The sequence below is a fragment of the Pseudomonas bubulae genome (assembly GCF_900618535.1).
In the GTDB taxonomy this organism is placed as follows: Bacteria; Pseudomonadota; Gammaproteobacteria; order Pseudomonadales; family Pseudomonadaceae; genus Aquipseudomonas; species Aquipseudomonas bubulae.
In genome coordinates this window covers 568,919-594,125 of sequence record NZ_UYJA01000003.1, presented here as the reverse complement: position 1 = coordinate 594,125, position 25,207 = coordinate 568,919, and the positions used below count along the sequence as shown (strand labels likewise).

Here is a 25,207-nt window from a genome sequence, read left to right as displayed (position 1 = left end):
TCTCGATACAACGAAGCGTTGAATTAAAGAAAGAAATCCATACGGAAGTAGATCGGCGCTTCACGCTCGGTGAGCACATCCGGTCGTTCCAGGGAATGAGCAAAGGTCACGCTGGTGCTGAGGTTGCGGCCCCGGGCAAACAACTCCAGCGAATTGCTGGAGACCCGGCCATGTACCTCGCGGTTGTAACGCCCGTGGCGAATCACGCCCTGGTCGTAGCCAAGGCTGGTGCCGTAATCGGTAAATACCGGGCGCAGCCACCCCCACGTCACCGGACGCCACCAGCGCAGGTCATTGCGCCAGTAACCTCCGCTGTCGCCGGACAGTTGCTGGTCCTTGTAGCCCCGTACCGAGGCTGTACCGCCCAGGCTTAAGCGTTGTGGACTAAACAGCACATCCTCACTGCGTTGACCGGTGGCCATACTGGTAAAGCTGAAGGACTCACCCCACAGCTTGAAAGGCTGTAAATAGCTGATGGTCGCGGTGTATTTGCGGTAGCGGGCCTCTGGCATGCCCCGCTCGGGGCTGTGCTCCCCCTGGGCATCGAAGGCGCCGATACCGTTTTGCATACCGACATCGAGGTTGACGAAGGAACTCGCGATACGTCGACCGTGGTTGATGCCAACCTGGAATTCGCTAAGACGGTGGCTGCTGTTGCGCAGTCGTGAATCGCTTACGTAGTTATTGGAACGCATATGCGCCAGACCGGTGTTGAGGGAGGTTTTACTCATCGCGTCGCGATGGACCACCCGTTCGGCACGCAGTTGATGGTTTGCACTGTCCCCGGTTTGTTTGAAATCAAACGTATTGGCCTGGCCGACCGAGCGATAATCGCTTTGGCTGTAGGTATAAGCGAAGTTCCACCAGCCCCACGGCAGGTTGTAGTAGAAGCTCGCATTTTTCGACGTTTTCCGGTGGTCGCTGATTGCATCGTGGCCCCCACGCAGCACCAATTGATCGGCCAGACCCAGCGGGCTGTCCCACTCAAACCCCGTGCCCCACTGCTGTTCACCGGTACTTTTCTGACCGTCGTTAGTACGCGACAAGCCGACACGCCAGGGCTTTTGCGGCGCGTTTTTGACCACTACCGCACTCCCCCCCACCTCACTGCCCGGTGCCAGTTCCATTTGTGCCTGGTTGGATGGCAAGCGGTTGAGCTGATCAATCGCCTGCTCGATTTCCCGCAAATCCAGCTGATTACCAGGCTGACCGGGAAAGCTCATGGCCAATTCGCGGCTGGATAGCTTGCTGTTGTCGTCGCCCTTGAAACTTTCAAGCTTGCCTTCAACCACCAGGACTTGCAGATGCCCTTGGGAAAGGTCCTGCTGCGGCAAGTAAGCACGACTGGTCACCAAACCCCTGTCGATATATCGGTTGGTGATGACCTTGAGTAGTTCATTGAGCTGAGACACGCCCAGACACTGGCCGATATAGGACTGGAACACCGATTCGCGCTCACTGGCGGACAGGCTGTCGGCGCCCTTGAGCTCGATTTCTTCTATGGGGAAACAGCGACTGTCGGCTGGCTGAGCTGGAGCCGTAAGAGAAATCTGTTTGCCGGGAAGCTCCTGAAGCTCCTCAAGCCGGCGCCGTTGCTCTTCGAGCAGACGTTCTTGACGATCGCGAATCAGATCCTGATCACCCGGCGTCGGGCCCGATTCAGCCACAGCGGAACTCACCCCGGCCAAACCAACCAGCAGAGACGAAAAGTAAAACCTTACAGCGAGGTGACATGCCGACATGCTTGCTCCATCCGTGGTTCGCAAACCTTGCTGTGTGAGCCAAAGCCTTTTGACAGGGGCAACTCGTAGAAAAATGCCTAGGAGCGCCCGTGGATGGCGTAAGTTTTAAGTTTCTCAGAAGGAAATGATTTAGGACGTTTCCTATACCAACGACGAAACCTCTCGCCAGGGAACTAGATTTTTCGAAGCAGGTAGATCTGGTAGTTGAGGGGTCCGCTTGCCCCCATGTGCAAAGCCAAATTGTCAGAGCGCCCAAGAGCACTGCGTTGGCCTTATCGATGAGTGCCGATCCGTGGTTGATATCAACGGCCAACGGGGTGAACAGATTAAAAATCCGCCGCTCTTTGAATATTTACTGCCGATCGCATACCGATAAACCACTCACGGACACCATGATTAAAATCAGTCACCCAATCATCTGCCGGGTAAAAAAGGGACTGCCCCGCCTGACCTCTATGCTTGGTGAATGCTAAAAATGGGGGGATTACCCGCCCTTCTGAACGAACGTTGGCCGCTCATCCTGAAATAAGCACTCAGACGCGCCGTCGCGATGCCCTCACGATGCCCTCACGATGCATCGGCGAATATTTCGCTCAACCAGTCGACAAATACCCGAACCCGTGGCGACATGTGCCGGTTCTGCGGGTAAAGCACAGAAACCGGCATCGGTGGCGGTGGCGTTTCGGCGAGAATTTTCTGCACCAGGCCTTGGGATATCTGCGTTTTCATCCGGTAATGCGGGCACTGGATGATGCCGAGCCCGGCAATTGCCGACGCCGCATAAACTTCTGCACCAAACACCGACAACGCCCCCTCAATGACCACTTCCTTGACTTGGCCATCGACCATGAACTCAAACGGAAACTGCCTAGCGGTGGTGCGCGAGACGTAATTCACGGCGCGGTGATGGCCCAGGTCGTCGAGGCTTTTCGGTACACCGTATTGGCGCAGATACCCCGGACTTGCACAGGTGATCTGTTCAAGGTTGGCCACACGCTTGCCAATCAATGCCGAATCACCAAGGGTTCCGGCACGCAGGACACAGTCCACACCTTCGGTAATCAGGTCGACAAAGCGATCGGCCTCGCTGATGGACAACTCTATCTCCGGATACCGGGCCATAAACTGCGGCAACGCCGGGATAACGAAGTGTTTGGCCAAAGTGCCATGCAAATCTACGCGCAACTGGCCTTTGGGGGCCACGCCGCGAAATGCCAGCTCGGCCTCCTCCAGTTCCGCCAATAACTGCACGCAACGCTGGTAGTACGCCTCGCCATCAAGCGTAGGGCGCACTTTTCGCGTACTGCGTTCCAGCAGACGCGTACCAAGCCAGGCCTCGAATTGATTCAGGGTATGGGTCAGCGTCGCCCGCGGCAGGTTCAAGTCATCGGCGGCTTTCGTGAAGCTGCTGCGCTCATAAATCCGCACAAAGGCTTTCATCGCCTTGACTTGATCCACGCTGAACGCCCTCTTTTTGATTGTTGGTATTTATTGAACAGTTAAGCCAACTTTCATGCATTTAACACCAAGAGTAAACATGTGAAATTAGCCTCGTCCCCAGCAAACACCCCCCACTGACACAAGGAATGACAGCCATGACGACTCACAATTTGAAAGTTGCCATTATCACTGGCGCCTCCCGCGGCATCGGCGCTGTTATTGCCAAACAACTGGCCACCGAAGGTTTCGCCGTCGCAATCAATTATGCCAACAGCGCCAACGAAGCCACGGCTCTGGTTGCCCAATTGCGTCAGGCCGGACACCAGGCCATCGCGATAAAGGCAGATGTTGCCAGTGCCGAAGATGTACGCCGCCTGTTTGATGAAACCGAAGCGCAACTGGGTAAAGTCGACGTGCTGGTCAACAATGCGGGCATCCTCAAAGTCATGCCGCTGGCACAACACAGCGACGAGCTGTTCGATCAGAATTTCAATATCCACGCCCGCGGCACCTTCAACACGCTGCGTGAAGCCGCTACCCGCCTGAACAATGGCGGCCGGATCATCAACTTTTCCAGCAGTACCGTCGGCATGAACCTGCCGGGTTACGCCGTGTACATCGCCAGCAAAGCAGCGGTGGAATCCCTGACCCAAGTGTTCGCCAAGGAAATGCGCGGTCGCAACATCACCGTCAACGCCGTGGCACCTGGCCCGGTCGCCACCGATCTGTTCCTGCATGGCAAGAGCGAAGAGCAAATCCAGACCTTCGCCAAAATGCCTCCGCTGGAACGCCTGGCTCAGCCAGAAGATATCTCTCGCGTGGTGTCCTTCCTCGTGGGCCCTGATTCGGCCTGGGTGAATGGACAAATCCTGCGCGTCAACGGTGGCCTCGTCTGAGCCGAGCCGTTTGAAACACAGGGTTAGTGATCATGCTGCGAGCAATCGCAGCGGATGTTCACATTGCTCAGCGCAGTGACGGCAGGTTTTATCTGCTGATTTTGGAGAGGTCTTTATCTTGAAATCCGTCATTCTGATTACCGGTGCCTCCAGCGGGTTTGGCGCGCTCACCGCACGCGCCCTGGCCGACGCTGGCCATACCGTCTACGCCAGCATGCGTGAAACCCTGGGCCGCAACGCAGCGCAAGTACTCGAAGCACAGCGCTACGCGGACGAACACCGGGTTGACTTGCGCAGCGTTGAACTGGACGTCGCCTCAACCGAGTCGGTCCAGGCGGGCGTCGCGAAAATCATCGGCGATTGCGGCCAACTGGACGTGATCATCCACAATGCCGGGCACATGTCCTTTGGCCCCGCCGAAGCCTTTACGCCCGAGCAGTTCGCCCAGCTCTACGACGTCAACGTATTGAGCACTCAACGCGTTAACCGAGCGGCCTTGCCGCAACTGCGCAAACAGGGACGGGGGCTGGTGCTGTGGGTTTCCTCCAGCAGTGCGCGCGGTGGCACCCCGCCGTATTTGGCTCCGTACTTTGCGGCCAAGGCGGCCATGGACTCGCTGGCAGTGTCCTACGCCAGCGAACTGACGCGTTGGGGGGTGGAGACGTCAATCATCGTGCCGGGTGCGTTCACCAAGGGCACCAACCACTTCACCCATTCCGGTTCCCCTGCAGACCAGGTTCGAGCCGCCGAATACAACGAAGGCCCTTACTCCGGTGTGCCAGATCAGGCACTCAAAGGTCTGGCAGCCCTGGAACCGGCTGACGCGGATGTCGGTGAAGTGGCCAAAGCCATCGTCGAAATCGTCGGAATGCCATTGGGTACCCGTCCATTTCGGTGTCATATCGATCCATCCCAGGACGGTGCCCAGGTCGTCAATGCCATGGCCGACCGGGTACGCGCTGAAATGTTTCGCCGCATAGGCCTTGAAGACCTGCTCAAGGTCGCTGCTCGCTGAGTCTGCCCTCGCGGCCCGAGGGGTACTTCGGCGACTAAGTGGAATACACACACTCCAGGTTTTACGCAAAGGCCAAAGCCCCCCGGCGGCCTCCCACAAGACCGCCAATCACATAGGGCATGACAATGATGAACATCAACTTGAGCCACGGTACGGCGACCCTGCGCAGGCGCTTTCGGAATGCGGGCCTGACCGTTTTGACCACCATGGGGTTTGCAGCGTGCGGCGATCATCGTACGCCCGATGCCATGCAGGAAATGACCATGAAACCTTCAATCACGTATCTGCATTTGCTACGCCACACGCCGTTTTTCACGTCGTTGACGACCGAACAACTGCGGTGGGTCATCGACCACTCAAACGAATGGGAAACCGAAGCCGGAGCGGTCATCGCCAAGAAGGACCAGGGAGGAGCATCGGCACCGGACACCTGGATCCTGCTCGATGGTGGATGGCAGGTTCATTACAACGGCCATACCTTCGCAAGCGGGCATGGTGATGCGGGCAAATGGTTCAATATGGGCGAAACACAAGGTGCGGACTGTGCGCTGATCACGACCGGGCACAGCTACATCATGCGCATTACCGAGGCCGACATGAACACAATGCTGGAACAAGGTTTTACGTTCGGGCCTCATCTTGAAGCCGGGCGAAGGTACTACCAGTCGATATTCACTACGACGCAAGGGCTGAACTGCCCCTGCGAAGTTGGGGATTTTGCAGCTGGTTTGGATTGAGGCTTTGACTGAGGACGATGCTGGCAATCGAAGCTACGGGATGGCCCCACTCTTGAATGACCTGGGCTTTGAAAGATCTGGAATACGAACGTCATTTTGGCTGCATTAAATACCCGTTTAAAAGGCTAAAACTGCTGCCCACTTAAATCAAAGTGCACACCATGTCACAGCTTTGGGAGTTGGGTAGATGACGTGGATAGACGCATACGTTAAATTGAGTGTTGACGTATATTTTTACACCTTATATTCAGACTGATATATAAATCCGAACCAGTCATTTGAGCGTAGATCTTTTGAAGACTCCCCCCTTTATTTCGCTTGAATCCCCTGATCAACCGGAAGTGATTGCCCTCATTGAGGAGCTTGATGCTTACCAAGCCCCGCTTTACCCCGCAGAAAGTCATCACGGCATAAACATCGAAGCTCTTTCTTCGAAAAATGTGCTGTTCGCTGTTGGGCGTTCCAGTAACGGAGAGGCCGTGGCATGTGGAGCCTTGGTAGTGCACCCGACGCACGGCGAGCTGAAGCGGATGTTTACAAAACCAACATTCCGGGGACAAGGGCTGGCCAGTCGGCTTCTTACAACCCTAGAAAACGAAGCTCGAAAGGAGGGCTGCTTTCATTTAATGCTTGAAACCGGCTATCGACAACTGGAAGCAATTTCATTTTATGAGCGCAACGGATATCAGCGTCGAGGGCCATTCGGCGGGTATGAATATGATCCCAATAGTATATTTTTGGAAAAGCATCTCGAATCATAGCGTCCATATGCAGCTGTGCTGGCCGGACAGATATTGCTATAAGCGCAGCATTGAATTACTGCGGTGAAATCCTCAGCAATCATCGCCTGGGTTCGCGGAGGTGTCTTTACATACTTTGTGCCGAAAGCAGGCTCTCAAGCTATTTTTATTAGCTTCAACATGCACCTGGCGGCCCATTGGCCCTGGCGAACCAAACCACGGACAGACCGAGCAGCGCCAGTATCAGCCGTGTTGGGGAAAAAGAGCTCGGCCCCGCCTGTTCCAGCAACAAGTCACCAGCAATGCCACCTCCGGCCACTGCCAGATTGAAGATGGCGACCAGCATCGACTGCGCTACATCGGCCCCGTCACCGGCGGTATCGGCAATGGCCGTCTGTAGTAACGAGGGAGCGCCACCAAACGTCAGCCCCAAGGTGCAACGCTGAGGAGCACAAGAACCAAACTACAGATTTTACTTAAAGTATTAACTATTACATATACATACGAGCCTACCTCTTTGAAATAGGTTATTCCCTATAGTACCCCGCGCAATGCGGTGCTCTCGCACTACTGACCTATTTCATGGATTACACAAATGCAGTTCCGAAAGAATATAAATTCGCTGCGAGCGCTCGCGGTCATTTCCGTTGTGTTGTTTCACTTCAAAATCGGAGGGTTCGGCGGGGGCTTTGCTGGAGTCGACATCTTCTTTGTTATCTCCGGTTTTCTGATGACCGGAATCATCGTCAATGGCCTGCACAATCAAAACTTCTCACTCTTGGGCTTTTACGCCTCCAGGGCACGGCGAATCATTCCGGCTTTGCTGACTCTGTGTGCAGCGTTGCTGATCTTCGGGTTTGTCTATTTTCCCCTCGATGACTACCGCGAGTTGATCAGAGCAATCAAGAGCAGCTTGTTGTTCAGCTCCAATTTCATGTTCGCCAAAAGCGGGGGCTATTTCGACGCACCACACCGATACGAGGAGAGGCAACAGTTACCGCGTGTACTTCCCGGGTAAGGAGCACCTCACGGGGCAGTCATTTGCCGATACATACGCCGCTGAGTACACCAAGGTTGTGTGTGCCATCTCAGATAATCGTCCGGTGTATATCGTCAAACCGATCCCGGAAATGCCGTTCAACATCTACAAAGGCTTGAACCTGCATAAACGCATTTTCCAGTACTCATCGGACATCACCGTTTCACTGCAGGACTATGAGAGACGTAATCGCGTAGCCAACCACGCCATTGAAGTCGCGGCAAAGCAGTGCAATGCCAAGGTTATTGACCCAACCCCATACCTTTGCCCAAACGGGCAATGCATGGGCTCAAGGAACGGTGTGCCGCTGTACTACGACGACAACCACCTGGTGGATGCTGGTAACGAGCAATTGAAAGGGTTGTTCAATGGAATCATTGAACAGATTTAACGCCCCCAATTCCATGGTTGCCCTACTGGTGGACAACAACTCGCCTGGACGTTTCCGAGCATGCTTTTTTGGACATGGTAGATGCCCCCCATAAAAGAAATAAAAGGCCAGCCAACGTGGGTTGATTACGGGCTCCCTGATTTGAGAACCCTTGAGCGTGAAATGCGTTCATCTGCGGTGGATGAGGTGGAGGCAGCCGATAGCCATGAAGCGGCCATAGCGCTGGTCGCTCAATATTTGGGTTTTGTTAACCCGGCCATTTTGTCCCTCACTATCGAGACACCCATGGGGTTAGTAACCGTCGACCGAAAAAGCTTCTATCACATAGTAGAAAAGCGTGCCGATGCTCGCGAACGCTATGTGAAAATGGCCATGGACACGCTTACTGGGCCTTTTGAGGTTTGGAAGGTCGAATACGATGATGGCTCGTACCGCTTGGCCTTTATAGGAGCCTACGAAGCAAAGCGCCAGATGCTGGTCATTGTCGCTGTGCGAGACGGGCTTTTGTTCTGGAATTTCATGCAAACGGATGCCAAGTCACTGAACAAGCATCGACATGGCGAGCTGCAGCACCAGCGCTATAAGCCTTTAATCACGGACAAAGAAAAAGGGCAGTCCTGAGAACTGCCCTTTAGGGAGTGTGCTTGATATTCATATACACACCCTCAAGCAGGGGTGTGGAGGTCTCACCCTACGCTGATGTGCCAGCCATCGACGGGGTTCCTACGCCAGTTATAGCCGCTGGAGGCAACTGGTTTCGCGCTCCAAAACATTATTTATGATCCATCAAAAAAGATCAACTGCCTGCTCAGCATTAAGACCGCCGGCCTATAGGCCAAGGTGTTAATGCTCGATTGATGACCTCCACGACCTTTAAAACAACGGCGTGCGAAAAACCTATTTCCTGCTGCGCTCCACAACCCGGATTGACAGGATGTCCTCGTTCTCACGCGAGGCCGCTCATGAAACTTCCACGTCCCACCCGCACCACATTGATCTTCAGCCTCTGCCTGATCGCCCTGGCCAGTGTATTGGCCTACGAGAATCACCAGCTCTCCCTTGTGAGCAATGACTTGGCAGCCACCGCTGACAAGGACTCACTGAACGCGCTGCTAACACGACTGACCAAGGTTGATGAGCGACTGGATGCCGTTTACGGCAAGCACCTGGTTACCAACGACGACTTCCGCTCGGGCCAACAGGCGCTTTCCAATCGCATCGATGCCGTTCAAGCGTATGCCAAACAAGCGACTGAAACCACCCAAGACCTTTCCCTGCGCGTAACAGCTGCCGAAGAGCAGGTGATGGTGGTCAAAGCCAGTATCGAGATGATCGATATCCGGCTGCAGGAACTGAGCAAGCCTCAAGCCTCAGAGCCACCAGTGGTTGCCCCTCCCCCAAAACCGGTTATTCGCAAGAAACCTCCACCTGCGCCCCAACCTCCTCCGTTCACCGTAATCGGCATCGAATATCGAGGTGGCGAGCGCTTTCTGTCCGTGGCGCCACCCGGTAGTACGCAACTGAGCCAGATCAACCTGATCCGGCCCGGCGACGGGGTCACGGGAACTGGACTGCCCCAGCCGCCATGGATGAAGGTACGGAGCCCTCTCTGCTGCTCACCTTGATGATCAGTCAGGTCGGTGGCATGAAGATCCACAATTGGGGTTAGGAAATGCGGAACCAGGATCGTAGCAATCGCACTGAAGGCAACAAACCCCGGAGAGATCCGAGCAGGCTTGTAAGCTCAAGGTAGCAATCATCTGAAACGCTTTGCAGATCAAAAAGAATGTTCCTGCAACAGCAAAATCCACCTTCCGACAGACATTGCTTAAATCGCTAAAAACAGCCAATAACTCGACCGCTCCATATTGACATCACCTGAAGTCGAAATTAGTGTTCGATTCAGACGGCTGCATGTCTACGAAGAAATCTGTGCAGTGCACACATTCAGACCCGCGCCCCACCAAATCCCGGACACAAAAAAGCCGGTTAATCCTGAGGACTAGACCGGCTGTTTTGGTGTAGCTATATGGTGGGTCGTGTGGGATTCGAACCTACGACCAATTGGTTAAAAGCCAACTGCTCTACCAACTGAGCTAACGACCCGCTTCGTTGTGGGGCGTATAATACTGATTTCTAACGAGAATTCAATACCCGCTCAGAAATAAATCCGAAATAATTCAAAAATAACGGGTTGGGTCGCTAATTCCGGCAGCTGCAAAGCCTTCTGCACGCAAACGGCAACTGTCGCATTTGCCACAGGCACGCCCTTGATTGTCAGCCTGGTAGCAGGAAACTGTCAGCGAATAGTCCACGCCCAGCTTTATACCAGCCTGTACGATTTGTGCCTTGCTCAGGTTTTGCAGAGGCGCCTTGATACTGAAGCCCTGCCCCTCTACTCCGGCCTTGGTCGCCAGGTTGGCCATGACCTCAAAGGCCTCGATAAACTCTGGACGGCAGTCCGGGTAACCCGAGTAGTCCACCGCATTGACACCGATAAAAATATCTCGCGCCTGCAGCACTTCTGCCCAACCCAGCGCCAAGGACAGGAACACGGTATTGCGTGCCGGAACATAAGTAACCGGAATGCCTTCACTCGGGGCCTCGGGCACATCTATGGAGCTGTCGGTCAATGCCGAGCCACCCATGCCGTCCAGGTTCAGGCCGATAACTTTATGCTCAACAGCACCCAGATCCCGTGCAACACGTGCAGCAGCGTCCAGTTCAGCACGATGGCGCTGACCGTAGTCAAAGCTCATGGTGTAGCAGCTGTAGCCCTCGGCACGAGCCATGGCCACGACGGTTGCCGAGTCAAGGCCGCCAGACAGCAGGATCACGGCCCGTTTTTCAGTGACAACAGTTTGTTCAGTCATTTCAGCGCCCCGGCTCGTCATTCCACAGATATTTGTGCAGCTGCATTTGCAAACGTACTGGCAGGTTATCCGCCACGATCCAGTCGGCCAGGTCACGGGCTGACAGGTCATGGTGGCTCGGCGAAAACAGTACTTCGCCTGCACGTCGCTCCAGCCCGTATTCAATCAACTTGGACACTGCCCAGTCATAGTCTTCCCGCGAGCAGATCACAAACTTGACCTGGTCGTTGGGCGTCAACAGGGCGATGTTTTCGTAGAGGTTGCGGTGGGACTCCTTGGAGCCCGGCGTTTTCAAATCCAGCACGCGACTGACGCGCGGATCTACCGCCGAGATATCCAGCGCACCACTGGTCTCGATCGAGACTTCATAGCCCGCATCGCAGAGCTGCTTAAGTAGAGGAATGGCATTGGGCTGGGCCAGCGGCTCGCCGCCTGTCACGCACACATAACGCGGGCGAAAGCCGGCAACCTGCTCAAGGATGTCGTCCAGAGGGCGCACAGTCCCGCCACTGAAGGCATAAGCGCTGTCACAGTAACCGCAGCGCAAAGGGCAGCCAGTCAGGCGCACAAAAACGGTGGGCAGGCCAGCCGTCCGCGTTTCACCCTGCAACGAGTAAAAAACTTCGGTAATTCTCAATGTGTCTTGCATATTCGCCACGGGCGTAACAGCTAAACAGGCTGTCCGCCTCCGTCAGGCACTCCAAAAAATCTGCTCGCGCAGGATCCAGAAGAGCGTATTTCATAAAAGGGCGTGGATTCTAACGAAAAAACCCGCGACAGGCGCGGGTTTCTCGATTAAAGCCGGTTATTGCTTACATACGCTGCAAGTCGCGTTGCGCCAACTGTGCAGCGGAAGTGCCTGGATACTGGGCCACAACCTGCTGCAGAATGCCTTTTACCTTGTCGGTATGGCCCAGGCGGCGCTCTACGTCAGCAAGCTTGTAGAGCGAGTCCGGCACTTTGGCATGCTTGGGGTACAACTGGCTGACCTTGGCAAAGGCCTGGCCTGCCGCTTGCAAATCACCTTTGGCCAGGTTCACTTCTCCCAACCAGTACTGGGCGTTACCCGCGTACTGACTGTTGGGGTATTTGCGCAGAAAGGCAGTAAATGCCTGGCTGGCCTTGTCGAAATCCTTGGCTTTGATCAGGTCGAAAGCAGCATCGTAATAGAGCTTCTCTTTCGCCGGATCGCCAGGCTCGGCACTGGCAGCGGCCTGGGAAGCAGGCGCTGCTGTATTACCGGCGGCATTAGCGCCACCAGCAGAAGAATTATCAGGGGCGGCAGCAGGAGCAATGCCAGCACCAATACGCCGATCAAGTTCCTGGTATCGCTCCAGGCTTTCTTGTTTCATGCGCGAAATGTCGTTCTGCAGAACTTCAATCACACCCTGTTGGCGTGCAATCTGTTCCTGCATTTGTTGCAGCTGGTTGAACAGCTCGCCCTGTGCCGAGACAGGGGTCGAAACCCCTCCCCCGGCATAGGCGCCGCTCGCACCATAACCCGGTGACGGATAACTCCCCCCGCTATTGTTATAGCCAGAGTTGTCATCGACCACAGGAACCGCAGCCCATGCCGATAGCGGCAGGAGGCTGAGAGTCAGAATAGTTACAGCACGGCGGCACGTTCGCATGACGAATTACTTACGCAGTTCGACGCGACGGTTTTGAGCCCACGACTGTTCGTCGTTGCCAGTAGCGATTGGACGCTCTTTACCGTAGGACACCAGCTCCAGCTGTGCTGGAGAAACGCCTTGCAGTACCAGGTAGCGTTGAACGGCTTTCGCACGACGCTCGCCCAGTGCCATGTTGTACTCACGAGTACCACGGGCGTCAGTGTTACCTTCCAGAACAACGCGAGCGCCGTTAGCTTTCAGGTCTTTGGCGTGAACGTCCAGAGCGCGCATTGCTTCTGGTTTCAGGTCCGAAGAATCGTATTCGAAGTAGAAAACAGTGATAGCGCGCAGAGCAGCTTCTTCGCTCAGGGAACCATCAACAGCGCCAGTGTTTGCGCCGTAACCAGCGTTTGGATCAACAGCAGCGCCTTCACCGGCATTGTCGCCGCCTTTGGACGAGCAACCTACAGCTACAGCCATGGCCAGTGCCAGCGCAGCAAATTTACCAAACTTCAGCATTTCCATCGTAAAACTCCTAATGAACCCCAAGTGTTATGTGCAACGTAAAGCTATCACCACGTCAGTTCAGGTAAGGGGACCAGGAAGGTTCTCTGACTTCGCCTTGAGCGGTAGGAAGAGGGAGCCTTACGCGTCCATTAATGGACACGAGCATCAAGACTCCCCGGCCCTGCTGGCGGGTGGCGTAGATTACCATGGTGCCGTTGGGCGCAACAGTAGCAGACTCATCAAGGTTGGTATCTGTGAGGATTTTCACGCTTCCACGCTGCAAATCTTGCGCCGCAACACGGAAATTGGTGAAGCCGTCCTGACGATGGATCATTACCAGGGTCTTTTCGTCAGCCGAAAGCTTAGGACTGGCGTTGTAGTTGCCGATAAAGGTCACGCGCTCTGCGTTACCGCTGCCAACGTTGGTCTTGTAGATCTGTGGTTTGCCGCCACGGTCGGAGGTGAAATAGATGGTAGAACCATCTTTACCCCAGAAAGGTTCTGTATCAATTGCAGGGTTGTTGGTAACACGAGTCAACCCTCGGGAAGCCAGATCCATCACATAGATCTCGGCATTACCGTCCTTGGACAATACGAACGCCAGTTTCGAGCCGTCCGGCGACCATGCTGGCGCACCGTTCAGACCTTCGAAATTGGTGATTTGCTCACGGCGGCCGGTATCAATGTTCTGCACGAAGATGCGAGGACGTTTCTGCTCGAACGACACATAAGCGATGCGTTTGCCATCGGGCGCAAAACGCGGCGACAGGATCGGCTCACGGGATTGCAGCAGGGTCACGGCACGGGCACCGTCGTAGTCCGAACGTTGCAGGGTGTAACGGGTGTTGGTGGCACTGGCACGCTCGGCCGTCACGTAAAGAAGACGGGTGGAGAATGCACCTTTGATACCGGTCAGTTTTTCAAACGACTGATCGGAGATGTAATGCGCCATGTCCCGCAGCTGTTCAGCCGTGCCCGACACACTGCCAGTCAGTACTGGCTGCTCGGTTGCAACGTTGAACAAGGCGTATTGCACCTGCAGGCGACCGCCTGCCGGCACGATATTGCCTACCATTACGTACTGGGCACCCAGGGCTTTCCAGTCGCGGAAAATGACTTCGCTGGCCTGGGTAGGCAAGCCGATCATGTTCTGCTTTGGAATCGGCGCGTAGTAACCCGAGTTGCGCAGGTCATTGCCGATAATTTCAGCCATGTCGTCCGGCAGCACTGTACCGCCCTGCCAACCAAAAGGGACTACGGCAATTGGCGTTGCCCGATCGCTGCCACTGGTGACCAGGATGTTCTTTTCATCTGCTACAGCCATCCCTGCCAGGCAGCAGACGACGACCAGCAGTCCTCGAAAAAGTTTAATCACAAGGCTAGATCCTCAGGTGTGAATGTCATCTTGAACGATCGATAAGGATTAAAATCGCTGGGCTTCATACCCTGCATTTCCGTTAAACGGCCAATATTCTTGACCGCTGCCACTGCGGAGCTGTCGAACGGTCCGTCACCGCTGGATTTGGCAACCGTCACAGAGGTTACCGTACCATCTGGCAACATGCCGATCTGCAGCACCACTGTCATGTTTTTGCGCGCCGATGGCGGACGGGCCCACCCTTCTGCTGCACGAGCACGAATCAAGTCATCGAAACTGCCGGCGACCTCATCCCCTTGCTCATCTGCCAGCGCCTGCTGGCGTTGCGGCGTATCGGAAAGCAAATCAGCCAAGGCTTGCGCCTTTTTCTCTTCGGTCGATTTACGAGCTGCTTCCACGGCCTTTTTCTTGGCGGCATCGGCAGCGGCCTTTTTCTTCGCATCTTCGGCGGATTTCTTTTTCGCCTCGTCTGCTACGGCCTTTTTCTTGGCGTCTTCAGCTGCTTTTTTCTTCGCATCTTCAGCCGCTTTTTTCTTGGCGTCTTCCGCGGCCTTTTTCTTGGCCTCTTCTTCCGCAGCCTTCTTGGCCTCTTCCTCGGATTTTTTCTTGGCTATGTCAGCCAGTTTTTTCTCTTCGGCTTTTTTGGCTTCAGTGGCCTTTTTGGCATCATCGGCTTTCTTGGCTTCATCAGCCTTCTTCGCCTCGTCTGCCTTTTTGGCCTCGCTCGCTTTGGCTTCGTCAGCCTTCTTGGCTTCTGCAGCTTTTTCGGCAGCCTCTTCTTTCTTTTGTTCCGCAGCTTTTACAGCTTCCTGCTCAACCTTCTTTTGTTCCATCTGCTCGACTTCGGTCTGGCGCGCGGCGGATTTCTTCGCCTCACCCGCAATCTTTTGATTGGTCTGGGTGGTCGCCTGACTTTTGGACTTGAGCTGGTACAAGGTCGCCTGAACAATCGGTTTGGAAGGCGGCAGTTCCGGAGTCATGGCAAAGCTGACAAACAGCAGGCCAAAAATCAGGACGTGCAACCCTACCGCCCAGACTGCAGGCCAAAAATAGTTTTCAGAGGCGGACGGCTCCCGCTGTTCGCGCATCAGGGAGCCTCGGTTATCAAGCCAACGTTACCGACCCCGGCCTTCTGCAGACCACCCATAGCCCCCATTACCGCCCCGTAATCCACGGTCTTGTCACCGCGAATAAACACCTGGGTGTGCTTGCCGCCTTCATTGCCTGCGCGGATGATCTTGGTCACGGCGTCAGTCATCTGGGGCAAGGTCATTGCCTTGTCCATCTGCTTGTCGGTGTCGACTTCGCTGCCAAGGTTCCAGAAATAGGTCTTGTCAGCCTTGATCGAAATGGTCAGAACCTGGGTATTGTTGTCTTGCGGCAAAGCCTCGCTGGAGACCTTGGGCAAATCAACCTTCACACCCTGGTTGAGCATCGGTGCGGTCACCATGAAAATGACCAGCAGCACCAGCATCACGTCGATGTAAGGCACTACGTTCATCTCGGCGACCGGCTTGCGCTTTTTACGCGCTCGAGCGATTAAAGCCATTGGAAATTACCTGCTTATTCTTCGCTGGTGTGCACTTTGCGGTGCAGGATCGCCTGGAATTCATCGGCGAAGGTGTAGTAGCGGCCGATCAGCGTTTCGCTACGGGCAGCAAAACGGTTGTAAGCAATAACTGCCGGGATGGCCGCGAACAAGCCGATGGCCGTTGCGATCAGTGCTTCGGCAATGCCTGGCGCTACAGTCGCCAGTGTCGCCTGCTGGGCAGTGGCCAGGCCACGGAAGGAGTTCATGATGCCCCATACGGTACCAAACAGGCCGATATACGGGCTTACGGAACCAACGGTGGCCAGGAACGGCAAGCTTTGTTCAAGCTTTTCTTCTTCACGGGAGATGGCCACGCGCATGGCACGCGCCACACCTTCCATAACCGCTTCAGGATCAACGCCCGGCTGCTGACGCAGACGCGAGAACTCTTTGAAACCGGCACGAAAGATTTGTTCCACGCCCGAGTCCGGATCCGGATTGCTACCTGCCTGACGATACAGTTTCGACAGGTCGATACCCGACCAAAAACGCTCTTCAAAGCTTTCAAGGGCACGTCGACCGGCGCGCAACATGGTGCTGCGCTGAAAAATCATGACCCACGAGGTAACCGATGCGGCCAGCAGGGTCAACATTACCAACTGCACAACAATGCTGGCATTGCTGACCAAGCTCCACATGGAGGAATGGTCGACGACGTTAGCTTCCACGCTTTATCTCCTGCTCTAAATGTTTACCCGCGCCGCTCACGTCGGCAAAGGCCGTACGTAGAGCTTCGGGAATGGCTCGGGGTTTAAAACTATCGGCGCGCACACAGGCCACCAAAAACTGCCCTTCACAGAGCAGCGTTGCATCTGCAGCCCGCCAGACCTGCTGCTTGAAACGCAGGCTGGCACGGTTGAGTTCCATCACTTGCGCACTTACCAACAGTTCGTCGTCCAGTCGCGCCGGTGCGTGGTAGCGCGCCTCGCTGGAATGCACGACAAATAACAGGTTCTCGCCTGCCAGCGCGGACTGGGCAAACCCCAATTCCCGCAGCCTTTCGGTTCGAGCCCGCTCCATAAACTTTAGATAATTTACGTAATACACGACGCCACCCGCATCGGTGTCCTCGTAATAAACGCGACAGCGATGTGCGAACGGCTCAAGCCTGTTTTGCGCGCGCATACTCTAGTGCTTACTCCTCAGGTTGCCAATCCGCCAAACCACTGTTTTTTACGCTTCTTGGCCTTTATGACCGAAGATTTTCAGCGCCAGTCCTTGAGACAGCAAAAACCTTAAAAAAATCGACCGCTAACGGCTTATTAATCATCCAAAGCATTCAGAAATTCGTCTACCACAGGCATATCGCCTAATCGTGACGGAATGTTTAAACCAAAGTGCAAATACGCATGCCGGGTCACAACGCGACCACGCGGCGTACGCATGATGTAACCCTGCTGAATCAGATACGGCTCCAGCACATCTTCAATCGTATGACGCTCTTCGCTGATTGCTGCGGCAAGGCTATCGACTCCCACAGGCCCGCCATCGAACTTCTCGATCATGGTCAGCAGCAATCGCCGGTCCTGATGATCAAAACCATGCTCATCTACGTCCAGCAGGTTCAACGCCAGGTCAGCGACCGGCTTGGTGATATGCCCCTTGGCACGCACCTCGGCAAAATCCCGCACACGACGCAGCAAACGGTTGGCGATACGCGGTGTCCCGCGAGCCCGCCGGGCAATTTCATACGCACCTTCAGGGTCGAGCGGCAAACCGAAGATACCCGCCGAGCGACTGACAATCGTCGCCAGGTCGTCAGTACTATAGAACTCCAGTCGCTGAACAATCCCGAAACGATCACGCAACGGGTTGGTCAGCATCCCGGCGCGCGTGGTCGCCCCCACCAGGGTAAAAGGCGGCAGATCGAGTTTGATGGAACGCGCAGCCGGCCCTTCGCCAATCATGATATCGAGCTGGAAGTCCTCCATGGCCGGGTAAAGCACTTCCTCGACAATGGGTGAAAGGCGATGGATTTCATCGATAAAGAGCACATCATGGGGCTCAAGGTTGGTCAGCAGCGCAGCCAGATCACCCGGGCGCTCCAGAACAGGCCCGGAAGTGCTCTTGATCGATACGCCCATTTCCTGGGCGATGATGTTGGCCAGCGTCGTCTTGCCCAGCCCGGGCGGCCCAAAGATCAATGTGTGATCCAGCGATTCGGCACGCCCGCGCGCAGCCTGGATAAACAGCTCCATCTGCTCGCGAACGGTGGGCTGGCCAATATAGTCGGCCAGGCTCAGAGGCCGAATCGCCCGATCCTGAACTTCTTCCCGGTCCCGCCCGCTTGAGGCTGTAATCAGTCGATCAGCTTCAATCACTTAAATCATCCCCTTGAGGGCTCGGCGAATCATGTCTTCACTGCTCAACGTTTTATCCTTGATCGCAGAAACCGCCTTGCTCGCTTCCTGAGGCTTATAGCCCAGGGAGATCAAGGCACTCACCGCATCACTTTCAGCGCTGGCGACCGGCACCGGAGCATCCGGCTGATTAGGGACCAGGGCGAACATGCTGGGTACTTGCTCCCACGCCTTGAAACGATCCTTCAACTCTACCAGCAGTCGTTCCGCGGTCTTTTTGCCCACCCCCGGAACCTTGGTCAAGGCCGATGTGTCCTGAGCCTGCACACAGCGCACAAGCTCATCGACTTCCAGGCTGGACATCAACGCCAGCGCCAGCTTGGGGCCGACGCCGTTGAGCCGGATCAGCTCACGAAAAAAGTCACGCTCGCGCTTGCCTATGAAACCATAGAGCAACTGGGCGTCTTCGCGAACCACAAGATGGGTATGCAGGGTCAGTGGCTCGCCGACAGACGGTAATCGATAAAGCGTGGTCATCGGTACTTCCAGCTCATAACCCAAGCCGTTTACATCGAGAATCAGGTGCGGCGGCTGTTTTTCAGCCAGAGTGCCGCGCAAGCGTCCAATCACGTTTCAGATCCTTTCACTGGCCAGATCAATGGCTGACAAATACAAAGACAGAGCCGCATCATTACAGATGAAGCCCTGTCAGGAAGCCCAATCCAGTTAAAAATTGCGTTTCACAGCCGCAAACGCCCGCCACGGCTACGGGCCGCACCCAGCCCGTGGGGCAGCAAGCTGGAGCGAGTGTGGGCATGGCACAAGGCAATCGCAAGGGCATCCGACGCATCGATTTGCGGCTTGCTGGTCAGCTTGAGCAGGTGCATGACCATCATCATCACCTGTTCTTTATTGGCGCCACCTGTACCCGCCACCGCCTGCTTGACCTGGGTTGCCGAATACTCGGCGATCTCCAGGTTTTCTTCGGCTCCCGCAACAATGGCCGCGCCCCTGGCCTGCCCCAGCTTGAGAGCCGAATCGGCATTGCGGGCCATAAACACCTTTTCGATGCCCATGGTGACAGGACCGTACGTCTGAATAACCTCACGCACCCCACGATAGACGATCTGCAACCGCTCATGCAGTTCGCCGCTCCCCGTACGAATACATCCCGAAGCCACGTACACACAGCCACGCCCAGTGTCTCGCACGACGCCATAACCGGTGATTCGCGAACCCGGATCGATACCAAGAATAAGAGTCATAACGCCTACAGCTTATGAAGTGATGCCCACCGGCACATACCCGGACAGCTTAAAGGCAGAAGCCGGAGGTGCCCAGCGCCGCGATTGTCGCGACGGAGCACCTCCGGCCTCTTGATTGACGCAATCGCTCAGGCAAGCTGTTCCAGGACGGCGTCAGGGATTTCAGCATTGGAGTAGACGTTTTGGACGTCATCCAGGTCTTCAAGCATGTCGATCAACTTGAGAACCTTTTCTGCGCCCTCCAGATCAAGCTCGGCACTGGTGGTCGGCAACATGACGATTTCAGCATCCGTCGGCTTGAACCCTGCCGCTTCCAGGGCGTTACGCACGGCATAGAAGCTGGAGAACGACGTGAACACATCGATGGAGCCATCTTCGTTGGTCACCACGTCGTCGGCATCGGCCTCCATCGCGGCTTCCATCAAGGCATCCTCATCAACGCCGGCTGCATAGGAGATCTGGCCCTTGCGCTCGAACAGATAGGCAACAGAACCGTCAGTACCCAGGTTGCCGCCACACTTGCTGAACGCATGGCGTACAGCCGCGGCAGTACGGTTACGGTTGTCGGTCATGCACTCGACCATTACGGCTACGCCACCCGGGCCATAGCCTTCGTAGCTCAATTCGACCATGTCATCGGTATCAGCCGCACCGGCACCACGGGCCACGGCGCGATCAATGATATCGCGACTCATGTTCGCCCCAAGGGCCTTGTCCAGCGCCAGACGCAGGCGCGGATTGGAACTCGGATCGCCGCCACCTTGACGGGCAGCAACGGTCAGTTCACGGATCCACTTGGTGAAAATCTTGCCTTTTTTGGCATCCTGACGCTCTTTGCGGTGCTTGATGTTCGCCCACTTAGAATGACCTGCCATAACGCACTCCGAATCCCTTTAAAAACCTTGCCAGGCCAAGGCCTGACAATAAAAATTCTCGACCCCAAATGCAAAGGCGCACCCGAAGATGCGCCTTTGAAGGTCAGACTTACTCTGCCTTGGCTTGTTCGCGCAAACGAATATGCAGCTCGCGCAACGCTTTGGCGTCAACCACGCCAGGTGCTTGTGTCATGACACAGGCAGCACTCTGGGTTTTCGGGAAGGCAATCACTTCACGAATCGATTGTGCACCGGTCATCAGCATGACCAGACGATCCAGACCGAAGGCCAGGCCACCATGGGGCGGCGCGCCGTACTTCAGGGCGTCCAGCAGGAAGCCGAATTTCTCTTCCTGCTCGGCTTCTTCGATACCCAGCAGGCGGAATACCGCTTGCTGCATTTCCTTGCGGTGGATACGGATCGAACCGCCACCCAGCTCGGTACCGTTCAAGACCATATCGTAGGCACGGGAGATCGCGGTTGCCGGGTTGGCTTCCAGCTCTTCAGGCGAGCACTTCGGAGCAGTGAACGGGTGGTGCAAGGCGCTGAAGCTGCCGTCGTCGTTCTCTTCGAACATCGGGAAGTCGACCACCCACATAGGGGCCCACTCGCAGGTCAGCAGGTTCAGGTCGTTACCCACCTTGATACGCAGCGCGCCCAGGGCCTCGCTGACGATCTTGGCCTTGTCGGCACCGAAGAACACGATATCGCCATCGACGGCACCGACGCGATCCAGGATCACGTTCAGGTTGGCCTCAGGGATGTTTTTAACGATCGGCGACTGCAGACCTTCCACGCCTTTGGCGCGCTCGTTGACCTTGATGTACGCCAGGCCTTTGGCACCGTAGATGCCGACAAACTTGGTGTAGTCGTCGATCTGCTTGCGCGGCATGCTTGCAGCACCCGGAACCCGCAGGGCCGCAATACGGCATTTAGGGTCGTTGGCCGGGCCGCTGAACACCTTGAAATCCACGTCTTTGAGCTGATCGGCAACGTCAACCAGTTCCAGCGGGTTACGCAGGTCAGGCTTGTCGGAGCCGTAGCGGCGCATGGCCTCTTCGAAGGTCATGTGCGGGAATTCGCCGAATTCCAGATCCAGCACTTCCTTGAACAGGTTGCGGATCATGCCTTCGGTAAGGCCCATGATGTCTTTTTCATCGAGAAAGCTGGTTTCGATGTCGATCTGAGTGAACTCAGGCTGACGGTCGGCACGCAGGTCTTCGTCGCGGAAGCACTTGGCGATCTGGTAGTAACGGTCAAAACCGGCAACCATCAGCAACTGCTTGAACAGTTGCGGCGATTGCGGCAAAGCAAAGAACGAACCGACGTGAGTACGGCTAGGCACCAGATAGTCACGGGCGCCTTCCGGGGTGGCACGGGTCAGGATCGGAGTTTCAACGTCCAGGAAACCGTTCTCGTCCAGGTAACGACGAATGCTGGTAGTCATGCGCGAACGCAGGCGCAGCTTCTCGAGCATTTCCGGGCGACGCAAGTCGATAAAGCGGTAGCGCAAACGGGTTTCTTCGCCGACATCCGAGAATTCGTTAAGCGGGAATGGCGGGGTTTCTGCTTCGTTCAGAACTTCCAGCTCATAGCCCAGCACTTCGATCATGCCCGACGCCATGTTGGTATTGCCTGCACCGGCAGGACGCAGACGTACCTTGCCGGTGATCTTGACAACATACTCGCTGCGCACACGGTCGGCAGCGGCGAAGGTCTCAGCGCGATCCGGGTCGAAAACCACCTGGGCCAGACCATCACGATCACGGATATCGAGGAAAATCACCCCACCGTGGTCACGGCGACGGTGAACCCATCCGCAAAGGGTAATTTCCTGGCCGTCCAGGCTTTCGTTCAGTTGGCCGCAATAATGGCTGCGCATCATGGTAGTGGTTTCACTTCTCGTAATTCGAAATTCGGTGGAGGTCTTGCGCACCGTCGGTGCTGGTAACCTTGCAAGAGCCCGCTTGTGTTCTGACTGCTTTCGCTAGACCTCAGTCGGATTTATCGCCGCCTGCCAGATTCTTTTTCGAGCCTGTCTTGAAGTCTGTTTCATACCAGCCTGTACCGCTAAGGCGGAAACCCGGCATGGACAGCATTTTCTTCAGCTCGGGGGCCTGACAGGCTGGACAATCAACCAGCGGTGCAGCGCTGATCTTTTGAATGGCTTCCAGCTGATGACCACAGGAAGCGCACTGGTAATCGTACATGGGCATTGGCGTGTCTCGACAATCCGTTAGCGGCAACCCTTAAGCAGGGCCGCACAGCAAAGAGCGAGATTATATCTGGTAAATCGAGCCATTGCAGCCGCATGAACAGCCAGAAGCACCTAAATGCATCATAAATAGTGGGCGATTACAAGCCGTCGAGCATGCACCTCCAGCCGGCTGCGGCCTTCAACCCGCAAACACCTGCTACTGTTTTACCTCCTGAAGGCCGCGACCCATTTTCAACAAATGCATGACGCAGACGACCCGAATGAACCCACTGAAGTTCTTCACCCCGCCATGGCGCAAGTGAACCTCCAGGTCGATATAGGACAGCAGCGTATTTATTGAGCACTTGTTGATACGTGATATATCGGACAACACCTCCCAATACACTTCCTCAAGCCGCAAACAGGTGGCAAAGCCATTCAACCGTACTGAACGTGATAATGGCCGGGCCAGCGTGATGCCAAAGTCCAGAATGGCAGGGTCAATCCTGACCCTCTGCATTGATCTGCACCCGGCATTTTCTTGCCGCATCAATCGCCCCATCGCAAAAGCACTCCATTGCGCATCATTGGATTTGATTACTCTTTTTTCAAAGAACTTGCCTCATAAAACGACATGTAAAAATTCTTATCCAGCGGATCAAACCCGCAAATCTGTAGGAGCGCTCTCGCTACGTGCGGCGAATATGGTCATGGACGGAGCAGGCAGCACCCCCATCAGATCACACCACCCCCCAATCCCCAGACCAGAGGCCTACATGCGTCTAAGACAAGGCTTTCGTAATAAGCTGATTTTGCCTATGCCTCATCGAACAGTCTCACTCACAGATAGACCCATACGCTTAATTTGAGTAGACCCAAGCTTTGCTGTTAAATAGGCAGCGTGTTGCCCAATTTTCGCCTCCGGCGAGGGCGCATAGGCTGATGAACTCACGTGTCCAGCGCCTCCATTTTTTCTGAAGCGAACCGTGCGCAATCAGCTCTTCCTTGCGATCTATCTTAATGTGAGTCATTGAAATGTTGAAAATCGTCCACCTGATAACGGGTGCAGCGGCTTTGCTGCTGTCCTTTATTCCCAGCCTGCAATCTGAAGCTTTACCTTACCTACAACATCCTGATGCCCTTTACCTGGCGTTTTTTGGCCTGCTGAACCTGACACTGGCCCCAGTCATTCCATTCTGGAATAAAGGCCCGCGCCATCAACTGCAGAATCTGGTCAGTGCGCTGCTGGTACTGTCCGTTGTCCTGCAGACCCTGACCCTGTTCGGCCTGCTGCTGCCGATTGGTGATCAGCCCGCTGTTCTCCTGGGCCTGACACCTGCTGTTATTGCCGTACTGCTTCATCTTGCTGTCAGCTTCTATAAATCGTCACCTTCGTCGTCCTCGCAAAGCTATGACATGACCAACCGCGATACAGGGACTGTCAAATGGTTCAACACCTCAAAGGGTTTCGGCTTTATCTCCCGAGATTCCGGTGATGATATTTTTGTACACTTCCGCGCCATTCGTGGCGAGGGCCACCGTGTTTTGGTGGAAGGGCAACGTGTCGAGTTCTCGGTCATGAACCGCGACAAGGGCCTGCAGGCCGAAGACGTGATCGCAGCATTGCCGCGCCGCTGATTCAAGCCTGAAAAAAAACCGCGATCAGCCAGGCTGAATCGCGGTTTTTTTATGCCTGCACAAAACAATCAATAGTGCGGTGGCGGAGCCTCTTCTTCAAACGACTCGAACTGCCCGCCCATTTCCTCCTGGCGCTTGAGCAAGGCGGCCATCTGCATCTGCAGACGATCCACGGTGTTCTGCTGGGCCACCAGTACATCATTCAATGCCTGAATGGTGTCATCCTGAAAAGCCACGCGGCTTTCAAGGTCCATCACTCGCGCTTCAAGCGTCACGATCAACCCTCCGAAATAGTAAAACTTGCATCAAGAGCCGATGCCAGCCTGTCCCGGACAGCACGCACCTCCGCCGGCGCATAGGGTTTTGCAGGATGCTTGCCCCAGACAGGCCCTGGCCATGCCACATCAGCCCGGTAACGAACAATCACATGCATGTGCAACTGACTGACGACATTACCCAGGGTGGCAACATTGATTTTATCCGCACCGTACGACTCTTTCAGCACTCGCGCCAAAGCCGTGGTCTCAGCCCACATCCGCTGTTGGTCGGCGTCATCCAATTGAAACAGTTCAGTTATACCCTCGCGTCGCGGCACCAGGATAAACCAGGGGTAATTCGAATCATTGGAAAGCAGCAAGCGGCACAAGGGGAAGTCCCCTATCAGCCAGGTATCCTCTTGAAGACGTGTATCCAAAGCGAACACTGGGAGCTCTCCTGTTTGACCGTTCATTTCAGCACAACCCGGCACCCGGTGACATTCACCGCAGGCCAGACGACAGGAATCAAGGATACCCTTGATTGCGACTGGCATCACGCCTCCAGCCCTGCACGCACCGCAAATGCGACGCTGCACGCCCAAGCAACAGTGCTCGAACACTTATGCACCAAAACTGCACAAAGCGCATGTTTCAAGCGCGCCAAAACGTCACCTGCCACCCCAGCGGGTGTTAACCGGTAACGCTTAAGGCGT

The 25,207-nt window shown here is 55.3% G+C and carries 30 protein-coding genes and 1 tRNA gene; 9 read left to right on the top strand and 22 right to left on the bottom strand.

The genetic code is table 11. The annotated features are described in order from the left end of the window. Nucleotides 1-23 precede the first annotated feature (23 nt). Both PPTH39_RS13815 and PPTH39_RS13810 read right to left on the bottom strand, forming a co-directional pair. On the bottom strand, nucleotides 24-1,742 hold the full coding sequence (locus PPTH39_RS13815) for a ShlB/FhaC/HecB family hemolysin secretion/activation protein (protein WP_130872093.1): 1,719 nt from the start codon (nucleotides 1,740-1,742) through the stop codon (nucleotides 24-26). 567 nt (nucleotides 1,743-2,309) lie between these two features. Continuing rightward, nucleotides 2,310-3,200, bottom strand: coding sequence for a LysR family transcriptional regulator (locus tag PPTH39_RS13810; RefSeq protein ID WP_130872092.1), 891 nt, complete (start codon nucleotides 3,198-3,200; stop codon nucleotides 2,310-2,312). 137 nt (nucleotides 3,201-3,337) lie between these two features. Between PPTH39_RS13810 and PPTH39_RS13805 the strand changes: the two genes are divergently transcribed. The 4 genes from PPTH39_RS13805 to PPTH39_RS13790 all read left to right on the top strand — a co-directional run bounded on the left by PPTH39_RS13805 (nucleotide 3,338) and on the right by PPTH39_RS13790 (nucleotide 6,591). Further along, nucleotides 3,338-4,078 carry an SDR family oxidoreductase gene (locus tag PPTH39_RS13805; protein ID WP_095001760.1) on the top strand — a complete coding sequence of 247 codons (741 nt, stop codon included), beginning with the start codon at nucleotides 3,338-3,340 and terminating at the stop codon, nucleotides 4,076-4,078. A gap of 118 nt (nucleotides 4,079-4,196) precedes the next feature. Beyond that, nucleotides 4,197-5,093 (top strand): SDR family oxidoreductase, encoded by an 897-nt coding sequence (locus PPTH39_RS13800; protein WP_198417409.1) that lies wholly within the window; start codon nucleotides 4,197-4,199, stop codon nucleotides 5,091-5,093. Between the two features lie 125 nt (nucleotides 5,094-5,218). Continuing rightward, entirely contained in the window at nucleotides 5,219-5,830 is a 612-nt protein-coding gene (locus tag PPTH39_RS13795) for a hypothetical protein (RefSeq protein WP_232527640.1), read from the top strand. A gap of 278 nt (nucleotides 5,831-6,108) precedes the next feature. Further along, nucleotides 6,109-6,591 (top strand): GNAT family N-acetyltransferase, encoded by a 483-nt coding sequence (locus tag PPTH39_RS13790; RefSeq protein WP_232527639.1) that lies wholly within the window; start codon nucleotides 6,109-6,111, stop codon nucleotides 6,589-6,591. Nucleotides 6,592-6,745: 154 nt separating this feature from the next. Here the strand turns inward: PPTH39_RS13790 and PPTH39_RS13785 are convergent, their stop codons facing one another. After that, nucleotides 6,746-7,003, bottom strand: coding sequence for an MFS transporter (locus PPTH39_RS13785; RefSeq protein WP_198417408.1), 258 nt, complete (start codon nucleotides 7,001-7,003; stop codon nucleotides 6,746-6,748). Between the two features lie 162 nt (nucleotides 7,004-7,165). Here PPTH39_RS13785 and PPTH39_RS23735 point away from each other — a divergent pair, with 162 nt between their 5' ends. The 4 genes from PPTH39_RS23735 (at nucleotide 7,166) to PPTH39_RS13770 (ending at nucleotide 9,625) form a co-directional block, all read left to right on the top strand. Continuing rightward, nucleotides 7,166-7,588 (top strand): acyltransferase family protein, encoded by a 423-nt coding sequence (locus PPTH39_RS23735; RefSeq protein ID WP_232527638.1) that lies wholly within the window; start codon nucleotides 7,166-7,168, stop codon nucleotides 7,586-7,588. Next, the gene (locus tag PPTH39_RS23730; RefSeq protein WP_232527637.1) at nucleotides 7,572-8,000 is read left to right on the top strand and encodes an SGNH hydrolase domain-containing protein; all 429 of its coding nucleotides are present in this window, start codon (nucleotides 7,572-7,574) and stop codon (nucleotides 7,998-8,000) included. Before PPTH39_RS23735 ends, PPTH39_RS23730 begins: the two co-directional genes overlap by 17 nt. A gap of 81 nt (nucleotides 8,001-8,081) precedes the next feature. Next, entirely contained in the window at nucleotides 8,082-8,621 is a 540-nt protein-coding gene (locus PPTH39_RS13775; RefSeq protein WP_095032233.1) for a PBECR2 nuclease fold domain-containing protein, read from the top strand. 341 nt (nucleotides 8,622-8,962) lie between these two features. Further along, nucleotides 8,963-9,625: a methyl-accepting chemotaxis protein gene (locus tag PPTH39_RS13770; RefSeq protein WP_130872090.1), complete on the top strand. Its 663-nt coding sequence runs from the start codon at nucleotides 8,963-8,965 to the stop codon at nucleotides 9,623-9,625. A 405-nt stretch (nucleotides 9,626-10,030) separates the two neighbouring features. On the opposite strand, the gene PPTH39_RS13765 is transcribed toward PPTH39_RS13770, so the two are convergent. From PPTH39_RS13765 to PPTH39_RS13685, 17 genes are all read right to left on the bottom strand, one after another. Beyond that, a tRNA-Lys gene (locus tag PPTH39_RS13765) sits at nucleotides 10,031-10,106 on the bottom strand. 74 nt (nucleotides 10,107-10,180) lie between these two features. Beyond that, a complete protein-coding gene (gene queC / locus PPTH39_RS13760) occupies nucleotides 10,181-10,873 on the bottom strand; it encodes a 7-cyano-7-deazaguanine synthase QueC (protein ID WP_095001772.1) in 693 nt (230 codons plus the stop codon). A gap of 1 nt (nucleotide 10,874) precedes the next feature. After that, the gene (gene queE / locus PPTH39_RS13755; RefSeq protein ID WP_095001773.1) at nucleotides 10,875-11,522 is read right to left on the bottom strand and encodes a 7-carboxy-7-deazaguanine synthase QueE; all 648 of its coding nucleotides are present in this window, start codon (nucleotides 11,520-11,522) and stop codon (nucleotides 10,875-10,877) included. A 163-nt stretch (nucleotides 11,523-11,685) separates the two neighbouring features. Then, nucleotides 11,686-12,504 (bottom strand): tol-pal system protein YbgF, encoded by an 819-nt coding sequence (ybgF, locus tag PPTH39_RS13750; protein WP_095001774.1) that lies wholly within the window; start codon nucleotides 12,502-12,504, stop codon nucleotides 11,686-11,688. A 6-nt stretch (nucleotides 12,505-12,510) separates the two neighbouring features. Next, nucleotides 12,511-13,011 (bottom strand): peptidoglycan-associated lipoprotein Pal, encoded by a 501-nt coding sequence (pal, locus tag PPTH39_RS13745; protein ID WP_003441254.1) that lies wholly within the window; start codon nucleotides 13,009-13,011, stop codon nucleotides 12,511-12,513. Nucleotides 13,012-13,066: 55 nt separating this feature from the next. Beyond that, nucleotides 13,067-14,317 (bottom strand): Tol-Pal system beta propeller repeat protein TolB, encoded by a 1,251-nt coding sequence (gene tolB, locus PPTH39_RS13740; RefSeq protein WP_016782234.1) that lies wholly within the window; start codon nucleotides 14,315-14,317, stop codon nucleotides 13,067-13,069. A gap of 47 nt (nucleotides 14,318-14,364) precedes the next feature. Beyond that, nucleotides 14,365-15,459, bottom strand: coding sequence for a cell envelope integrity protein TolA (gene tolA, locus PPTH39_RS13735; RefSeq protein ID WP_095001775.1), 1,095 nt, complete (start codon nucleotides 15,457-15,459; stop codon nucleotides 14,365-14,367). Beyond that, nucleotides 15,459-15,911: a protein TolR gene (gene tolR / locus PPTH39_RS13730; RefSeq protein WP_162200692.1), complete on the bottom strand. Its 453-nt coding sequence runs from the start codon at nucleotides 15,909-15,911 to the stop codon at nucleotides 15,459-15,461. Before tolR ends, tolA begins: the two co-directional genes overlap by 1 nt. A 23-nt stretch (nucleotides 15,912-15,934) precedes the next feature. Further along, nucleotides 15,935-16,630 (bottom strand): protein TolQ, encoded by a 696-nt coding sequence (gene tolQ, locus PPTH39_RS13725; RefSeq protein WP_048363571.1) that lies wholly within the window; start codon nucleotides 16,628-16,630, stop codon nucleotides 15,935-15,937. After that, nucleotides 16,620-17,087: a tol-pal system-associated acyl-CoA thioesterase gene (gene ybgC, locus PPTH39_RS13720; RefSeq protein WP_016782230.1), complete on the bottom strand. Its 468-nt coding sequence runs from the start codon at nucleotides 17,085-17,087 to the stop codon at nucleotides 16,620-16,622. The genes tolQ and ybgC overlap by 11 nt, the downstream gene beginning before the upstream one ends. Nucleotides 17,088-17,224: 137 nt before the next feature. After that, nucleotides 17,225-18,283, bottom strand: coding sequence for a Holliday junction branch migration DNA helicase RuvB (gene ruvB, locus PPTH39_RS13715; RefSeq protein ID WP_095001776.1), 1,059 nt, complete (start codon nucleotides 18,281-18,283; stop codon nucleotides 17,225-17,227). After that, complete coding sequence (gene ruvA / locus PPTH39_RS13710; RefSeq protein ID WP_095001777.1) at nucleotides 18,284-18,892, bottom strand: Holliday junction branch migration protein RuvA; 609 nt, start codon at nucleotides 18,890-18,892, stop codon at nucleotides 18,284-18,286. A gap of 110 nt (nucleotides 18,893-19,002) precedes the next feature. Further along, nucleotides 19,003-19,527, bottom strand: a complete 525-nt coding sequence (ruvC, locus tag PPTH39_RS13705; RefSeq protein ID WP_029611572.1) for a crossover junction endodeoxyribonuclease RuvC — start codon at nucleotides 19,525-19,527, stop codon at nucleotides 19,003-19,005. A gap of 128 nt (nucleotides 19,528-19,655) precedes the next feature. Then, nucleotides 19,656-20,402 carry a YebC/PmpR family DNA-binding transcriptional regulator gene (locus PPTH39_RS13700; RefSeq protein WP_016782226.1) on the bottom strand — a complete coding sequence of 249 codons (747 nt, stop codon included), beginning with the start codon at nucleotides 20,400-20,402 and terminating at the stop codon, nucleotides 19,656-19,658. Between the two features lie 109 nt (nucleotides 20,403-20,511). After that, a complete protein-coding gene (aspS, locus tag PPTH39_RS13695) occupies nucleotides 20,512-22,287 on the bottom strand; it encodes an aspartate--tRNA ligase (protein ID WP_130872089.1) in 1,776 nt (591 codons plus the stop codon). Between the two features lie 109 nt (nucleotides 22,288-22,396). Then, the gene (locus tag PPTH39_RS13690) at nucleotides 22,397-22,618 is read right to left on the bottom strand and encodes an FmdB family zinc ribbon protein (RefSeq protein ID WP_029611571.1); all 222 of its coding nucleotides are present in this window, start codon (nucleotides 22,616-22,618) and stop codon (nucleotides 22,397-22,399) included. A gap of 198 nt (nucleotides 22,619-22,816) precedes the next feature. Beyond that, nucleotides 22,817-23,161, bottom strand: coding sequence for a ribbon-helix-helix domain-containing protein (locus PPTH39_RS13685; RefSeq protein ID WP_095025871.1), 345 nt, complete (start codon nucleotides 23,159-23,161; stop codon nucleotides 22,817-22,819). A 473-nt stretch (nucleotides 23,162-23,634) separates the two neighbouring features. Here PPTH39_RS13685 and PPTH39_RS23795 point away from each other — a divergent pair, with 473 nt between their 5' ends. Beyond that, nucleotides 23,635-24,237, top strand: coding sequence for a cold-shock protein (locus PPTH39_RS23795; protein ID WP_095001779.1), 603 nt, complete (start codon nucleotides 23,635-23,637; stop codon nucleotides 24,235-24,237). A 68-nt stretch (nucleotides 24,238-24,305) separates the two neighbouring features. Here the strand turns inward: PPTH39_RS23795 and PPTH39_RS13675 are convergent, their stop codons facing one another. Together PPTH39_RS13675 and PPTH39_RS13670 are read right to left on the bottom strand one after the other, a co-directional pair. Beyond that, nucleotides 24,306-24,512 (bottom strand): SlyX family protein, encoded by a 207-nt coding sequence (locus tag PPTH39_RS13675; RefSeq protein ID WP_095019267.1) that lies wholly within the window; start codon nucleotides 24,510-24,512, stop codon nucleotides 24,306-24,308. 2 nt (nucleotides 24,513-24,514) lie between these two features. Further along, nucleotides 24,515-24,940, bottom strand: coding sequence for an HIT family protein (locus PPTH39_RS13670; protein WP_095001781.1), 426 nt, complete (start codon nucleotides 24,938-24,940; stop codon nucleotides 24,515-24,517). Nucleotides 24,941-25,207 lie beyond the last annotated feature (267 nt).

Bases quoted from the DNA above. Each gene is read 5' to 3' on its own strand.
- tolA (WP_095001775.1), bottom strand. From the start codon at position 15,459: ATGCGCGAACAGCGGGAGCCGTCCGCCTCTGAAAACTATTTTTGGCCT.
- PPTH39_RS13805 (WP_095001760.1), top strand. From the start codon at position 3,338: ATGACGACTCACAATTTGAAAGTTGCCATTATCACTGGCGCCTCCCGC.
- PPTH39_RS13685 (WP_095025871.1), bottom strand. From the start codon at position 23,161: ATGGGGCGATTGATGCGGCAAGAAAATGCCGGGTGCAGATCAATGCAG.
- PPTH39_RS13690 (WP_029611571.1), bottom strand. From the start codon at position 22,618: ATGCCCATGTACGATTACCAGTGCGCTTCCTGTGGTCATCAGCTGGAA.
- PPTH39_RS13700 (WP_016782226.1), bottom strand. From the start codon at position 20,402: ATGGCAGGTCATTCTAAGTGGGCGAACATCAAGCACCGCAAAGAGCGT.
- PPTH39_RS13815 (WP_130872093.1), bottom strand. From the start codon at position 1,742: ATGTCGGCATGTCACCTCGCTGTAAGGTTTTACTTTTCGTCTCTGCTG.
- pal (WP_003441254.1), bottom strand. From the start codon at position 13,011: ATGGAAATGCTGAAGTTTGGTAAATTTGCTGCGCTGGCACTGGCCATG.
- ybgF (WP_095001774.1), bottom strand. From the start codon at position 12,504: ATGCGAACGTGCCGCCGTGCTGTAACTATTCTGACTCTCAGCCTCCTG.
- PPTH39_RS13795 (WP_232527640.1), top strand. From the start codon at position 5,219: ATGATGAACATCAACTTGAGCCACGGTACGGCGACCCTGCGCAGGCGC.
- queE (WP_095001773.1), bottom strand. From the start codon at position 11,522: ATGCAAGACACATTGAGAATTACCGAAGTTTTTTACTCGTTGCAGGGT.
- PPTH39_RS23735 (WP_232527638.1), top strand. From the start codon at position 7,166: ATGCAGTTCCGAAAGAATATAAATTCGCTGCGAGCGCTCGCGGTCATT.
- PPTH39_RS13770 (WP_130872090.1), top strand. From the start codon at position 8,963: ATGAAACTTCCACGTCCCACCCGCACCACATTGATCTTCAGCCTCTGC.
- aspS (WP_130872089.1), bottom strand. From the start codon at position 22,287: ATGATGCGCAGCCATTATTGCGGCCAACTGAACGAAAGCCTGGACGGC.
- tolB (WP_016782234.1), bottom strand. From the start codon at position 14,317: ATGGCTGTAGCAGATGAAAAGAACATCCTGGTCACCAGTGGCAGCGAT.
- ruvC (WP_029611572.1), bottom strand. From the start codon at position 19,527: ATGACTCTTATTCTTGGTATCGATCCGGGTTCGCGAATCACCGGTTAT.
- PPTH39_RS13775 (WP_095032233.1), top strand. From the start codon at position 8,082: ATGCCCCCCATAAAAGAAATAAAAGGCCAGCCAACGTGGGTTGATTAC.
- queC (WP_095001772.1), bottom strand. From the start codon at position 10,873: ATGACTGAACAAACTGTTGTCACTGAAAAACGGGCCGTGATCCTGCTG.
- ybgC (WP_016782230.1), bottom strand. From the start codon at position 17,087: ATGCGCGCGCAAAACAGGCTTGAGCCGTTCGCACATCGCTGTCGCGTT.
- PPTH39_RS23795 (WP_095001779.1), top strand. From the start codon at position 23,635: ATGTTGAAAATCGTCCACCTGATAACGGGTGCAGCGGCTTTGCTGCTG.